This window comes from Pseudomonas sp. CFBP 8758 (assembly GCF_014841725.1).
Lineage (GTDB): Bacteria > Pseudomonadota > Gammaproteobacteria > Pseudomonadales > Pseudomonadaceae > Aquipseudomonas > Aquipseudomonas baltica.
In genome coordinates, this window is sequence record NZ_JACYUK010000007.1 from 259,684 (window position 1) to 272,877 (window position 13,194).

Sequence of the window (13,194 nt, forward strand, 5' to 3'; positions counted from 1 at the left end):
TCCAAAAGGGCACAATGATTCCCCAAGCGGAGCCGGACACGCTTCAAACTGGACATACCGGGTAGCGAAATGTGGCCCCCAGGCGCGCGATTATCTAGTACGTCGCGTCACAACGCATCAGGGTAGCTCAAGTATTTATGCTGTGAGAAACGGACGACGACTGCAAACTCGCCAGCAATAGGCCATTAAATTTGTAACAAAAAGGTTACGGGGCCATCGTTGGTCAGGCTTACCTGCATATCGGCACCGAACTGCCCGACCTGAACCTGTGGATGCGCTTTTTTTGCAGCGTCCACGAGGTGCTCGAAAAGCGCCTGCGCCAGGGCGGGCACGGCTGCAGTGGAGAAGCCTGCGCGCAGGCCGCTGCGGGTGTCCGCCGCCAAGGTGAATTGCGACACCAGCAACAGGCCGCCGCCAACATCCTTCAGCGACAGGTTCATCTTGCCTTGCTCGTCGCTGAACACTCGATAGTTGAGCAGCTTGTGCAGGAGCTTGTCGGCGCTGGCGGCGGTGTCGTCCGGCTCGACCGCTACCAGCACCAACAGCCCCTGGTCGATGGCCCCGATGGTTTGCCCGGCCACCTCGACGCGGGCCTGGCTGACCCGCTGCAGCAGCCCCTTCACGCTTCTTCCAGGGGCAGGTCCAGCAAACGCCGCGCCATCTGCTCGGCAGCGCGCACCAGGGCGTCGGTAATGCCCGGCTCCGAGGCGGCATGACCCGCGTCGCGAATGACCTGCAGCTCGCTGTTTGGCCAGGCCTGATGCAGCGCCCAGGCGTTGTCCAGCGGGCAGATCACGTCGTAGCGGCCGTGCACGATGACTGCCGGCAGGTGGGCGATGCGCGGCATGTCGCGGATCAGCTGGTCGGGCTCGAGGAAGGCATTGTTGACGAAGTAATGGGTTTCGATGCGCGCGATCGACAGCGCACGCTGCGGCTCGGAGAAACGATCGACCACCAGCGGGTTGGGCCGCAGGGTCGCGGTACGCCCTTCCCAGGTGGACCAGGCCTTGGCCGCATGCATCTGGGCAATCTGGTCGTTGCCGGTAAGACGCTTGTGGAAAGCCTGCAACAGGTTGCCGCGCTCATCCAGCGGTATCGGCGCGATGTAGTCCTGCCAATAGTCGGGGAACAGGCGACTGGCGCCGGCCTGGTAGAACCATTCTATTTCCTGCGGGCGGCAGAGGAAAATGCCGCGCAGGATCAGGCCGTGGACCCGTTCGGGATGGGTCTGGGCATAGGCCAGGGCCAGCGTGGAGCCCCAGGAACCGCCGAACAGCACCCACTTGTCGATGCCCAGGTGTTCGCGAATGCGCTCCATGTCTGCCACCAACCGCCAGGTGGTGTTGTTCTCGATGCTGGCATGGGGCGTGGAGCGGCCGCAGCCGCGCTGGTCGAAGGTCACGATGCGATAGACGTTGGGATCGAAGTAGCAACGGCTCTGCGCGTCGCACCCGGAACCCGGGCCGCCGTGGATGAACAGCACCGGCAAGCCCTTGGGCGAGCCGCTTTCGTCGACATACAGCACGTGCGGCTCTTCCACGGCCAGATCATGCCTGGCGTAGGGTTTGATCTGCGGGTACAAGGTTTGCATCGTGCGCTCCGTTGGATGTTGGGTCTCTGCCGTTGGCCATCATAAACCCGAATGACCGCCCGGCGCATTCTCCCTATTCATTGCAGGGTTTCCACTGAAGGGTTTCACAAGCGCTCCCCTACCAGATAGGCGCCGCCCGGCACGCCCTGGTGCAGAGCCGTGCGGATATCGCGATACAAGCCGTCGGCCTGCTGCGCAGTCAGGGACTGGGCGTGGTCGCGCAGCACCACCTGCAGCACCAGGTTGTGCTGGCCGCGAACGATGCCCAGGCGCTTGATGGTCAGCGCGGGCAATTCCTCGAACGGCCAGCAGCCGCGTATGTGCAGTTCCTCGATCCAGCTGGCGCGGTAGCCGGCCACCTGCAGGACCTGCTCGGTGATGTCCTCGATCCCCAACCCCGGTGCCACCGCCAGCGACAGGTCACGGCTGATCGCCGGCTGGCGGTACAGGGGCTGCCAGGCCTTGAGGTCGCCCATCTGCGCCTGCACCTGGGGATGGCCGTCGCGCAGCAGGCGGATGTCCGGAACGCCCTTGCGCAGCATGGCCAGGCGGTCCAGCCCCAGGCGCAGAACCAGACCACCATGGGCCTGGGGATCGACCTCCAGACGCTGCAGGAACGCCGGGCAGATGCAGCCGCAGGCGAGGATGTCCACCGGTGCCTGGCGGGTCACCAAACTGACGTTGAGGCCATCGCGGGTAAAACCGCAGGCTCCGCAGCTGTGCCCCCACATTCGCCCCGGCACGGCGATGTCCAGCACATCACCGACCAGACGCAGCAGATCCTGACGATTGCCCAGTTCGGCGTCGCCCAGTACCCAGATGTCCATCTGGTGCGGCTCGGCGCAATGCCAGCGATCACGGATATCGCGACGGAAAGTGATGCCCGGTGCGGCGAGCATGATGGTTTCGCCCGGTGCCCGACGCGCCGCCGCTGCTTGCAGGCCGGTGATGATCGCGCTGCTGGTCTGGGTGCGCAGCAGCAGTTCGTCATCCACCCAGCAGCTGTGGTTGCCTACCTCATCCATCACCTGGGGATCGTCGCCGCACAGCTGGAAGTTTTCCACGGCAGAGATGATCCGCGGCCCCTTGTGCACCTCGGCCAAGGGCCAGCCTTGTCGCACCAGGCCGGCAAGCAGATCCTTGACCAGCAGGCGCACGGCATGGGGCGGCTCGCAGGCTTCGGTCAGGTCGGCAATGCGCAGCGCCTTGTGTATCGCTTCATGGCTGAGATAGTGCTTGGTGACGGGCATGCAGGCATTCCTTGTTCGAGGCGAATGCCTGCACGCTAGGCAGGGTATTGGGGGACCACAATCAGAAAAGTCTGAAAGGCCTGTTATTCAGAAACGTCTGTCGGACGTTTCTGAATAACAGGCCGTTTGGAGCTTCAGATCGCGACGCTGCGCCGCTGGACGAACCGGTCCACATAGTCGTCGGCCGGGTTGTGCAGGATTTCCCTGGCGGTGCCGGCCTGGATCAGGCGTCCGTCCTTGAGAATGGCGATCCGGTTGCCCAGGCGAAGCGCTTCGTCCAGATCGTGGGTGATGAACACGATGGTCTTGTGCAGGCGGGTCTGCAGCTCCAGCAGCTGGTCCTGCATTTCGGCGCGGATCAAGGGGTCCAGGGCACTGAACGCCTCGTCCATGAGAATGATGTCGGTATCCGCCGCCAGCGCCCGCGCCAGGCCCACTCGCTGGCGCATGCCGCCGGAGAGCTGCTGCGGGTAGGCACGTTCGTAGCCGTTGAGGCCCACCGCTTCGACCCAGTGCTGCGCGCGCTCCTCACACAGCGCCTTGCTCTCGCCTCGCACCTTGAGGCCATAGGCGACGTTGTCCAGCACGCTTCTGTGCGGCAGCAGGCCGAAGCTCTGGAACACCATGCTGATCTTGCGACGGCGAAATTCGCGTAGCGCCGGCATGCCGTAGCGCAGGATATCCTCGCCATCCACCAGTATCTGGCCACTGGAAGGATCTACCAGTCGGTTGAAATGCCGCACCAGGGTGGATTTGCCCGAACCGGACAACCCCATGATGACGAACACCTCGCCTGCGGCGATCGACAACGACAGGTCGTCGACCCCGACCACGCAACCGGTGGCGGCCAGCACCTGCTCCTTGCTCTGCCCTTGCTGGCTCAGCGCCAGCGCCTCTTTCTCGCGCTTGCCGAACACCTTGTAGACATTGCGCACTTCGATCTTCGGCGCGTTCATCGGCCTGCCTCGTGACGGGGACGACCATAGGCCTGGGTGATGCGGTCGATCACGACCGCCAGAATGACGATTGCCAGCCCGGCCTCGAGCCCCTTGCCCACGTTCAGGGTCTGGATGCCCACCAGTACGTCTTCGCCCAGGCCACGGGCACCGATCATCGAGGCAATCACTACCATCGACAGCGCCATCATGGTGGTCTGGTTGATGCCGGCCATGATGCTTGGCAGGGCCAACGGCAATTGCACACCGAACAGCTGCTGCCAGCGATTGGCACCGAAGGCATTGATCGCTTCCATGACCTCGCGATCGACCTGGCGAATGCCCAGGTCGGTCAGGCGTATCAACGGCGGCGCCGCGTAGATCACGGTGGCGAAGATGGCCGGTACCTTGCCCAGGCCAAACAGCATCAGTACCGGGATCAGGTACACGAAGCTGGGCATGGTCTGCATGATGTCGAGCAGCGGCATCAGCACCGCGCGCAGACGGTCGCTGCGTGCGGCAAGGATGCCCAGGGGAATGGCGATCACGACGGAAATCAGCGTGGCAACCAGCATCAATGCCAGGGTCTGCATGAGCTTGTCCCACAGCCCCACCGCGCCGACCAGAAACAACAGGCCGACGATGACCGCAGTGGTCAGCCACTTGCGCGATGCATGCCAGGCGATGCCGCCGACGATTGCCAGCATCAGCCACCAGGGCGTCATGCGCAGCAGACTTTCCAGGTTGACGATGGCCCACAGCAGGGTGTCGGATATCTGCCGGAAGACATCGCCATAGCGGGTCACCAGCGCATCGACGCCGTCATTGACCCAGTTGGCGATGGAAAAAGTGAAGCTTTCAGGAAACATGGGGCGCTCTCGATGCTGGGGGCTTTGTCGATACCAAAGACCAGGTCAAAGCGCTGCTTCGATCTTGGTGGCGGCCGCTTCGCTGACCCATGGTTTCCAGACGTCCGGGTGCTCCTTGAGGAACAGGCGCGCCAGCTTGGGCGACTCGATACGCTCGCGACTCATGCGCGCCAGATTCTGGTTGAGCAGGTCGATGGGCAGGTTGACCTTTTCGAACACGCCGAGCAATTCCGGCGCACCGTCGTGAAAGGCCTTGGACAGGCCGACCTTGATGCTGATGGTCTTGTCCACACCGGGTTTTTCCGCCAGCTTGACGACGTCGACCTGGCCCAGCAGAGGGGTCGGTGACCAGTAATAGAACAGGATCGGTTCGCCACGCTTGTAGCTCGACAGTACCGCCGCATCGAGGGCGGGCCCTGTGCCTGGGCGGAAATTGGTGTAGCTGTCCAGCAGGCCGTAGCTTTTGAGCATTTCGCTGTTTTCCAGCTCGCAGGTCCAGCCGGCCGGGCAATTGTAGAAACGACCCTTGTTCGGTTCTTCCTGATCCTTGAACACCTGGGCGTATTTGCCCAGGTCGGCGATGGCTTTGAGGTCGGGCGCTTTGGCGTCGAGGCCGCGCTTGGCGTCGCCTTCGACCACATAGCGCGGCACGTACCAACCTTCCACGGCGCCGGTGATCGGCGCGCCTACACCCACCACCTTGCCCGCCTGCTCGGCCTTGTTCCAGACCTCGCTGCGACCGACCCATTCCTCGGCGAATACCTGGATGTCGTTGCTGCCCAAGGCACTTTCCATGGTGATGGAGTTGCCCGGCAGGCTGTCGGTCTTGCAGTCGTAGCCGTGTTCCAGCACGAACTGCAGCAGGTCGGTGAGCAGCATGCCGCTCTCCCAGTTCAGGCCGGCGAATTTCACCGGTTTGCCCGATTCGCACCACCCGGCGGCTTGGCTGTTACCGGCAGCGGCCAGCAAGCCCAGGGAAAGGGTCGTTGCCAGGAGGGTCTTGTTCAGTTTCATCGGGTCCTGCTCCACATGGGCCATGGGTCACGGCGGTCTATGGCTGTGACCGCGCGATGAGCCATTGTTCTGCGCGACCTGTGGCAGATTGGCGTATTTGTGTCGCCAGCAGGCCTATTTGGTGAAGCGTCCTTCCAGCCGATGACGCGAACCTGGGTGGATCAAGCGCGCCGCCGTGACCGGCGTCTTGCCCGACCAGGTGCGGCGCAGGATCAGCAGGCAGGGCTCGCCGCGCTCGATCTGCAGCAGTTCGCACTCGCTGGGGTTGGCGAGCATGGCTTCCACCAGGTGCTCGCCGGCGGTCAGCGGTGCCACACGGGTCAGGTAGGCATACGGCGTCTCTTCGACGAAGTCCTGCTGCAGGTATTGCGGAGCGATCTGGGCGTTGACGTAGCGATCCTCGATCTGCACCGGGATGTCGTTTTCGTAGTGGACGATGATCGAATGAAATACTCGCTGGCCTTCGCGCATGTTCAAGGTCAAGGCGCGCTCGGCGCCGGCCGCTTCTTCTTCCAGCAATACCAGGCGGCTGCTGTGGCGGTGGCCGCGGGCGGCGATCTCGTCGGCGACGTTGTGCACTTCGAACAGCGCCGACTGGCTTTTCGGCTCGGCCACGAACGTCCCTACGCCCTGCATGCGCACCAACAGGCCTTCGGCCGTCAACTCGCGCAAGGCGCGGTTGATGGTCATGCGGCTGAAGCCCAACTGGTTGACCAACTCGCTTTCCGAGGGCACCCGGTAGTGCGGTGGCCAGGTACCGTTGAGGATCTGCACCGCGATCATCTGTTTGACGCGGGCATACAAGGGCGCCGGACTTTCGCCCATCTGGGCAGCCAGCGCAGGGACAACGGGCGGAGTCGGCACAAGAATTCCTTGGATTGATTCGTGGGGCACAGCGAGTGACATTGTAACGCGACTCGCGCCTGGGCAGGACAACTCTGCGCGGGCCGGGCGCGAGAGGGGTTACGCCATCACTTGCCGATATCGGCATCCGCCGCGCGCCAGATCAGGCGCGTGGTGTCATAGCCCTGCTGGCGTGCTTTCGCCAGCATGCGCTCGCGCACGGCCGTGGACACCTGCGGCGTGCGCGACAGCAGCCACAGGTACTTGCGGTTCGGGCTGCCGACCAGCGCGTGCTGGTAGCCGTCGTCCACGTCCAATACCCAGTAGTCGCCCTTGGCCAGGTCCGGGGCCATTCGGGAGAACCAGTTGTCGAACACCACCCACAGCTTGTCGGTCTTGCCGGGGACCTGCGGCGAAGCGGTGCCGTTGGCTTCCTGCCACTTGCCAGCCTCGGTGCGGCAGCGGTTGAGCACGCCGATGTTGCCGTCGGCCTGCAGGGTGTAATGGGCTTCGGATTGGGCGCAGTTGCGCTGGAAGAACATGGGCAACCTGGCCACTTCGTACCAAGTGCCTTGGTAGCGCTTCAGGTCTACGCTGTCGACGGTACGTGGCGCCATGCTGGCGTCGGGGGCATTGCTGCAACCGGCGATCAACAGCGACAGGCACAAAGGCAGCAAGGCAAACGTGCGCAACGACATGGGGGGCTCTCCTCGAACGGCAGACACAGGGGATGTGCTGCTTAGAAGAGCGGAAGCGGCGCGGGTTCCAATTGGCAACGGTGCGCCTACCGCGGTGGGCCAGAGGCACCCCATGCACCAGTGCCTGTCTTCAACGCGGCCCCTGTAGCAGCGGCGCAAGCCGCGTCAGGGGCACAGCGGTGATTCATCCACACCGCATGCACCGCCGACGCGGCTCGCGCCGCTGCTACAGACGAATCCGCCAACCCCTGCACCAGCGCCCGGCTTCAATGCGGTCTTGCGGCGTTTACTCGGTGTGGTAACCGGTGACGCGCTCGACTTCCTGCTTGGAACCCAGGAACACGGCAACACGCTGGTGCAGGCCCTCGGGCTTGATGTCCATGATGCGCTGGCGGCCATCGGTCGAAGCACCACCGGCCTGCTCCACCAGGAACGACATCGGGTTGGCTTCGTACATCAGGCGCAGCTTGCCTGGCTTCTCTGGCTCGCGGCTGTCGCGTGGGTACATGAACAAGCCGCCGCGGGTCAGGATACGGTGCACGTCGGCGACCATCGAGGCGATCCAGCGCATGTTGTAGTTCTTCTTCAACGGGCCTTCTTCACCGGCCAGCAGCTCGTCCACATACTTGGTCACCGGGGCTTCCCAGTGACGCTTGTTGGACATGTTGATGGCGAACTCGGCGGTGGTTTCCGGAATCTGGATGTTCTCGTGGGTCAACACGAAGCTGCCCATTTCGCGATCCAGGGTGAAACCCTTGACGCCGTTGCCCAGGGTCAGGATGAGCATGGTCTGCGGGCCATAGATGGCGTAACCGGCAGCAACCTGCTCGGTGCCTGGCTGCAGGAAGGCTTGTTCCTTGAGGCTGTCGTTCTGGCTCAGGTGCTCGGTAGGGCAGCGCAGGACCGAGAAGATGGTGCCGACCGACACGTTGACGTCGATGTTGGAAGAGCCGTCGAGGGGGTCGAATACCAGCAGGTAGGCACCCTTGGGGTACTGGCCGGGAATCTGGTAGGCGTTGTCCATTTCTTCGGACGCCATGCCGGCCAGGTGACCGCCCCATTCGTTGGCTTCGAGCAGGATGTCGTTGGACAGCACGTCCAGCTTCTTCTGCACTTCACCTTGGACGTTTTCGGTGCCCATGCTGCCAAGCACGCCACCCAGGGCGCCCTTGGACACCGCATGGCTGATCTCTTTGCACGCGCGCGCCACCACTTCGATCAGGAAGCGCAGATCGGCCGGCGTGTTGTTGCTGCGGGTCTGCTCGATCAAGTAGCGACTCAGGGTAACGCGGGACATGGACGACTCCGGAGTAGAAAAGGGTTGGGGAAAGCCCGCACAGTTTACACGGGTGCGGTCAAACCTAGCGAGCGCTAGCCACGCCGCGGCAGCCATCAGATCGCTATCAGGGAATATAGTTCGCCGCTGAGTATGCGGCGAGCCCTTCGCGGCCGATGACCGCTCCTACCGGATGAACACAAAAATCCGTAGGAGCGGTCTGTGGCCGCGAAAAGGCTGGTGCGCTGTATTTGATACACCGCGGTGCGTTCTTCGCGGCCGATGACCGCTCCTACAGACATCCGTAGGAGCGGTCTTCGGCCGCGAAAAGAGCGCCGCCGATCCTGGCCCTACTCCAACGCCTGCCAGATATCCTGCGCATACTCGCGGATGGTTCGGTCGGAAGAGAACCAGCCCATGCGCGCCGTGTTCAATACCGCCATGCGCCACCACTTGTCGGCGTCGTGCCAGGTGTCCTCGACCTTGCGCTGGGCATCCCAGTACGCGTCGAAATCGGCGCACAACAGGAAGCGGTCGTAGTTGGTCAGCGAATCGACCAACCCGACATAGCGCGATGGATCGTCCGGCGAGAACACCCCGCCGCGGATGGCCTGCAGTACATCGTTCAACCGATGGGAAGCCGCGACATCGCCATGGGCACTGTAGCCCCCGGCATGCTTGCGTTCTTCCACCTGAGCGGCGGTCATGCCGAAGATGAACATGTTTTCCTTGCCCAGAAATTCGCACATCTCGACGTTGGCACCGTCCAGCGTACCGATGGTCAAGGCGCCATTGAGGCCGAACTTCATGTTGCTGGTGCCCGACGCTTCGTAGCCGGCCGTGGAAATCTGCTCGGATAGATCCGCTGCCGGAATGATGCTTTCCGCCAGGCTCACGTTGTAGTTGGGCAGGAACACCACCTTGAGCAGGCCGCGCACGGTCGGGTCGTTGTTGACCACGCGGGCGATGTCGTTGGCCAGTTTGATGATCAGCTTGGCCTGGTGATAACTGGCCGCGGCCTTGCCGGCGAAGATCTTCACCCGCGGCACCCAGTTCGTCTCCGGCTCGGCGCGAATGGCCTGGTAGAGCGCCACGGTGTGCATCAGGTTGAGCAATTGCCGCTTGTACTCGTGGATGCGCTTGACCTGAACGTCGAACATGGCCTCGGGATTGACCGCCACCCCCACGCGCTCATGAATGATGCGCGCGAGTGCTTTCTTGCTGTTAAGCCGTTGCGCAGCGAACGCCTTGCGGAACTCGGGCTGGTCGGCAAAAGGCTCGAGGTTCTTCAGCAGCATTTCCGGATTGTCGAGCAGTTCCGGCCCGAGCTTGTCGACCAGCATGGCGGTCAGCTCGCTGTTGGACTGGTACAGCCAGCGGCGGAAGGTGATGCCGTTGGTCTTGTTGTTGATCCGGTCGGGATAGAGCTTGTGCAGTTCGGAGAACACGGTGCTGCGCATCAACTGGGTGTGCAGGCCCGACACGCCGTTGACACTGTGCGAGCCGAGGAACGCCAGGTTGCCCATGCGCACGCGACGGCCGTTGTCTTCCTCGATCAGCGATACCGCGCGCAGCACATCGACGTCGTCCTGGCCTTTGGCGCGCAGCGAATCGATGTGATAGGCGTTGATCAGGTAGATGATCTGCATGTGCCGCGGCAGCATGCGTTCCATCAAGCCCACGGGCCAGGTTTCCAGCGCTTCGGGCAACAGTGTGTGGTTGGTGTAGGCCAGGGTGTTGACGGTTATTTCCCACGCCGTGTCCCAGGCCAGGCCATGTTCGTCCACCAACTGGCGCATCAGCTCCGCCACGGCGATGGAGGGGTGAGTGTCGTTGAGCTGGATGGCGGCCTTGTCGGACAGGTTGAGCAGGCTGTCGTTGCCATTGAGGTGACGACGCAACAGGTCCTGCAGAGAGGCTGCAACGAAGAAGTACTCCTGGCGCAGGCGCAACTCCTGGCCCGCCTCGGTGCTGTCGGCGGGGTACAGGACCCGCGAGATACTCTCGGCGCGTGCCACTTCGGCCACGGCGCCCAAGTGGTCGCCCGCGTTGAAGCGCTCCAGGTGCAGCTCTTCCAGTGCCCGCGCACGCCACAGGCGCAGCGTGTTGACACTGGAGCCACGCCAGCCGACCACTGGCGTGTCGTAGGCCACCGCACGAACGGTCTCGCTGGGCCACCACACCTGCTTTTGCTGGCCTTCGCTGTCGGTGACGGTTTCCACATGGCCACCGAAGCTGATCGGGTAGATCACTTCAGGACGCTCGAACTCCCAGGGGTTGCCGAAATTCAGCCAGTTTTCCGTCTGCTCCTGCTGCCAGCCGTCGACGATGGCCTGGCGGAACAGGCCGTGCTCGTAACGGATGCCATAGCCGTGGGCAGCGACGCCCAGGGTCGACATGCTTTCCATGAAACAGGCGGCCAGGCGGCCGAGGCCACCATTGCCCAGCGCTGCATCGGGCTCGAGCAGACGGATGCGTTCCAGGTCCACGCCCAGGTCGGTCAACGCTTCACGGGCGATGTCCAGCAGCCCGAGGTTGCTCAGGCTGTCGTAGAGCAGCCGGCCGATGAGGAATTCCAGCGAAAGGTAATAGACCCGTTTCTGACCCTTGCGGTAGATCTGCCGGGTGTGATCCATCCAGTGCTCGACCATGTGGTCGCGCGCCGCCAGGGCAATGGCCTCGAACCAGTCATGGTCGAATGCGTGATCGGGGTCCTTGCCCACCGCGTAGGTGAGTTTGGCGAGTACAGCAGCGCGGAAATCGGCCACCTCGGCGTCACGGACAAGCGGTTCCTGAGACATGCAATGCGTCCTCGGGGAAATTGACGATTCTAGATGGAATACCTGAGCCTAGACGCTTCGACACACGCTGAAAGCTCAGGTTCGTAACTTTGCACGATTAGCAGGGTTTCAGGCAGATGGTTGTTCACTTTTTCACCAATGCCGGTATGATCGCGCGCCCTGATCCACGTTACCTGATGACCTGACAATGAAAAGCTCTTTGATTGCCGCCGCCGAAGTGGACCGCCTGGACACCTGGCAGAAATATTCCGCGCCGATGTGCGGCGCCTGTATCTCGACCTGCTGCACGCTGCCGGTGGAAGTGAAGATCAAGGACCTGATCCGTATCGGCGTGGTGGATGAGTTCGAGAAAGGCGATCCCCCCAAGAACGTTGCCAAGCGTTTGCAGAAGGAAGGCATCGTCGAGCGCTTCAACCAGAAGTCGGGCATTTTCACCCTGACGCGCATGAGCAACAACGATTGCCTGTACCTGGACAAGAAAAGCCGCCTGTGCACCATCTATGAAAAGCGTCCGGACACCTGCCGCAATCATCCGAAGATCGGGCCTCGCCCAGGCTTCTGTGCCTACCAGCCCAAGCCAGTATCGCGCCAAGGCTGAGTAACGTCCCTGCTACCCCTGTGGGAGCGGGGCCTACCTGCGAACACTGCGCGCCTTGTGGGAGCGGGCTCTGCCCGCGAAGGCCATACCACGGTCTGCCAGGCACACTGCAGCGCCCTTTCGCGGCCAATGACCGCTCCTACAGAACATCGCCACACGCCTCCCCCCTGTGGGAGCGGGCTCTGCCCGCGAAGGGAGCGCCGCCGAATTGCCGCCGGTCACCCCTGTCGGCTCAGCCCTGCCAGACGGGTCGACAGAGCCTGCATGCCCTGGCTCAATTCACTGAGGCTCGACGCATCGCGCGCGCCGTCTTCGCTGGCTGCGTGAATGCGCACTGCCAGTTCGTTGATCTCCTGGGTGACATGGCTCTGTTCCTGGGCGGCCACAGCGATCTGCTGGGTGCGCTGGACGATGTCGTCAAAACCGACCACCGTGCTCCCCAGCGACACGCTCAACACGTCAGCTTGCTGCGCCACGGTCCGCGTGCGGTCTTCGCCCGCGACCATGGTATTGACCGCCTTCACCGACGCCTGGCGCAGTTCGCCGATCATCTCCTGGATCTCGTCGGCCGAAGCCTGGGTCCGTCCTGCCAGGGTGCGCACCTCGTCGGCAACCACTGCAAAACCTCGCCCCTGCTCACCGGCGCGAGCGGCTTCGATCGCGGCATTGAGTGCCAGCAGGTTGGTCTGCGCGGAAATCGACTTGATCACGTCGAGCACGCCACTGACACTTTCTATGTCCTGACCCAGGCTGGTGATCGCCTGTGCCACGCTGGCGATATCACCGGTCAAGGAATTGATCGTCTGGCTGTTCTGCTGAACATGCCCCTGGCTCTGGCGCGCCGTCGACAGCGACAGCTGCGCGGTGTCGGAACACTCGGTGGTGTTGGAGGCAACCTCCTGGGCACTGGACGACATCTCGGTAATCGCCGTGGCCAGCAAGGTGTTGTCCTGACGCTGGGTTTCGGCGCGTTCGGCCATGATCACCGACAACCGAGCAACGTCATCGGACTGTTTCTGCAGGCGCAGCGCCTCATCGGCGATGGCCTTGAGCATGCTGCGCAGGTTGCCGGCGTAACGGTTGACCGCCCCGCGCAGCAGGCCGATCTCGTCCGCTCGAGCCACGTCCAGTTCGGCGCTGGCGCCACCGCCCTGCTCGCCCAGCTTGTCGATCTGTGCCGTGGTTTCGTTGATCTGACTGAACACCGCGCGCCCGGCCAGCCAGGCCAGACCGAACACCAATGCAAGGATCGGCAGCAAGGTGGTGAGGATATCCACAGTCAATTTGCTGGCAATGCCGGTCATGTGTGCCTGCGGCGT

At 63.0% G+C, this 13,194-nt stretch carries 12 protein-coding genes; 1 reads left to right on the top strand and 11 read right to left on the bottom strand.

Features of this window, described 5'->3' with window-relative positions; all coding sequences use genetic code 11:
* Positions 1-185: 185 nt before the first annotated feature.
* The 10 genes from dtd to IFT75_RS17185 form a co-directional block, all read right to left on the bottom strand.
* Positions 186-623 carry a D-aminoacyl-tRNA deacylase gene (dtd, locus tag IFT75_RS17140; protein WP_122480466.1) on the bottom strand — a complete coding sequence of 146 codons (438 nt, stop codon included), beginning with the start codon at positions 621-623 and terminating at the stop codon, positions 186-188.
* Positions 620-1,591 carry a prolyl aminopeptidase gene (pip, locus tag IFT75_RS17145; protein WP_122480467.1) on the bottom strand — a complete coding sequence of 324 codons (972 nt, stop codon included), beginning with the start codon at positions 1,589-1,591 and terminating at the stop codon, positions 620-622. The genes dtd and pip overlap by 4 nt, the downstream gene beginning before the upstream one ends.
* 104 nt (positions 1,592-1,695) lie before the next feature.
* Entirely contained in the window at positions 1,696-2,841 is a 1,146-nt protein-coding gene (gene srmL / locus IFT75_RS17150; protein WP_185794928.1) for a PheS-related mystery ligase SrmL, read from the bottom strand.
* Positions 2,842-2,975: 134 nt separating this feature from the next.
* Positions 2,976-3,797, bottom strand: a complete 822-nt coding sequence (locus IFT75_RS17155; RefSeq protein ID WP_185794927.1) for a quaternary amine ABC transporter ATP-binding protein — start codon at positions 3,795-3,797, stop codon at positions 2,976-2,978.
* Entirely contained in the window at positions 3,794-4,645 is an 852-nt protein-coding gene (locus tag IFT75_RS17160) for an ABC transporter permease (protein WP_122480470.1), read from the bottom strand. The genes IFT75_RS17155 and IFT75_RS17160 overlap by 4 nt, the downstream gene beginning before the upstream one ends.
* 45 nt (positions 4,646-4,690) lie before the next feature.
* Complete coding sequence (locus tag IFT75_RS17165; protein ID WP_122480471.1) at positions 4,691-5,659, bottom strand: ABC transporter substrate-binding protein; 969 nt, start codon at positions 5,657-5,659, stop codon at positions 4,691-4,693.
* 114 nt (positions 5,660-5,773) lie between these two features.
* Positions 5,774-6,484, bottom strand: coding sequence for a histidine utilization repressor (hutC, locus tag IFT75_RS17170; protein WP_240998863.1), 711 nt, complete (start codon positions 6,482-6,484; stop codon positions 5,774-5,776).
* A 146-nt stretch (positions 6,485-6,630) separates the two neighbouring features.
* The gene (locus tag IFT75_RS17175; protein WP_425312021.1) at positions 6,631-7,119 is read right to left on the bottom strand and encodes a lipocalin family protein; all 489 of its coding nucleotides are present in this window, start codon (positions 7,117-7,119) and stop codon (positions 6,631-6,633) included.
* Positions 7,120-7,486: 367 nt separating this feature from the next.
* On the bottom strand, positions 7,487-8,497 hold the full coding sequence (locus IFT75_RS17180; RefSeq protein WP_122714533.1) for a class 1 fructose-bisphosphatase: 1,011 nt from the start codon (positions 8,495-8,497) through the stop codon (positions 7,487-7,489).
* A gap of 329 nt (positions 8,498-8,826) precedes the next feature.
* Positions 8,827-11,277 carry a glycogen/starch/alpha-glucan phosphorylase gene (locus IFT75_RS17185; RefSeq protein WP_122480475.1) on the bottom strand — a complete coding sequence of 817 codons (2,451 nt, stop codon included), beginning with the start codon at positions 11,275-11,277 and terminating at the stop codon, positions 8,827-8,829.
* Between the two features lie 187 nt (positions 11,278-11,464).
* Between IFT75_RS17185 and IFT75_RS17190 the strand changes: the two genes are divergently transcribed.
* Complete coding sequence (locus IFT75_RS17190; RefSeq protein WP_122480476.1) at positions 11,465-11,875, top strand: YkgJ family cysteine cluster protein; 411 nt, start codon at positions 11,465-11,467, stop codon at positions 11,873-11,875.
* Between the two features lie 218 nt (positions 11,876-12,093).
* On the opposite strand, the gene IFT75_RS21685 is transcribed toward IFT75_RS17190, so the two are convergent.
* Positions 12,094-13,179, bottom strand: a complete 1,086-nt coding sequence (locus tag IFT75_RS21685) for a methyl-accepting chemotaxis protein (RefSeq protein ID WP_446731082.1) — start codon at positions 13,177-13,179, stop codon at positions 12,094-12,096.
* Positions 13,180-13,194 lie beyond the last annotated feature (15 nt).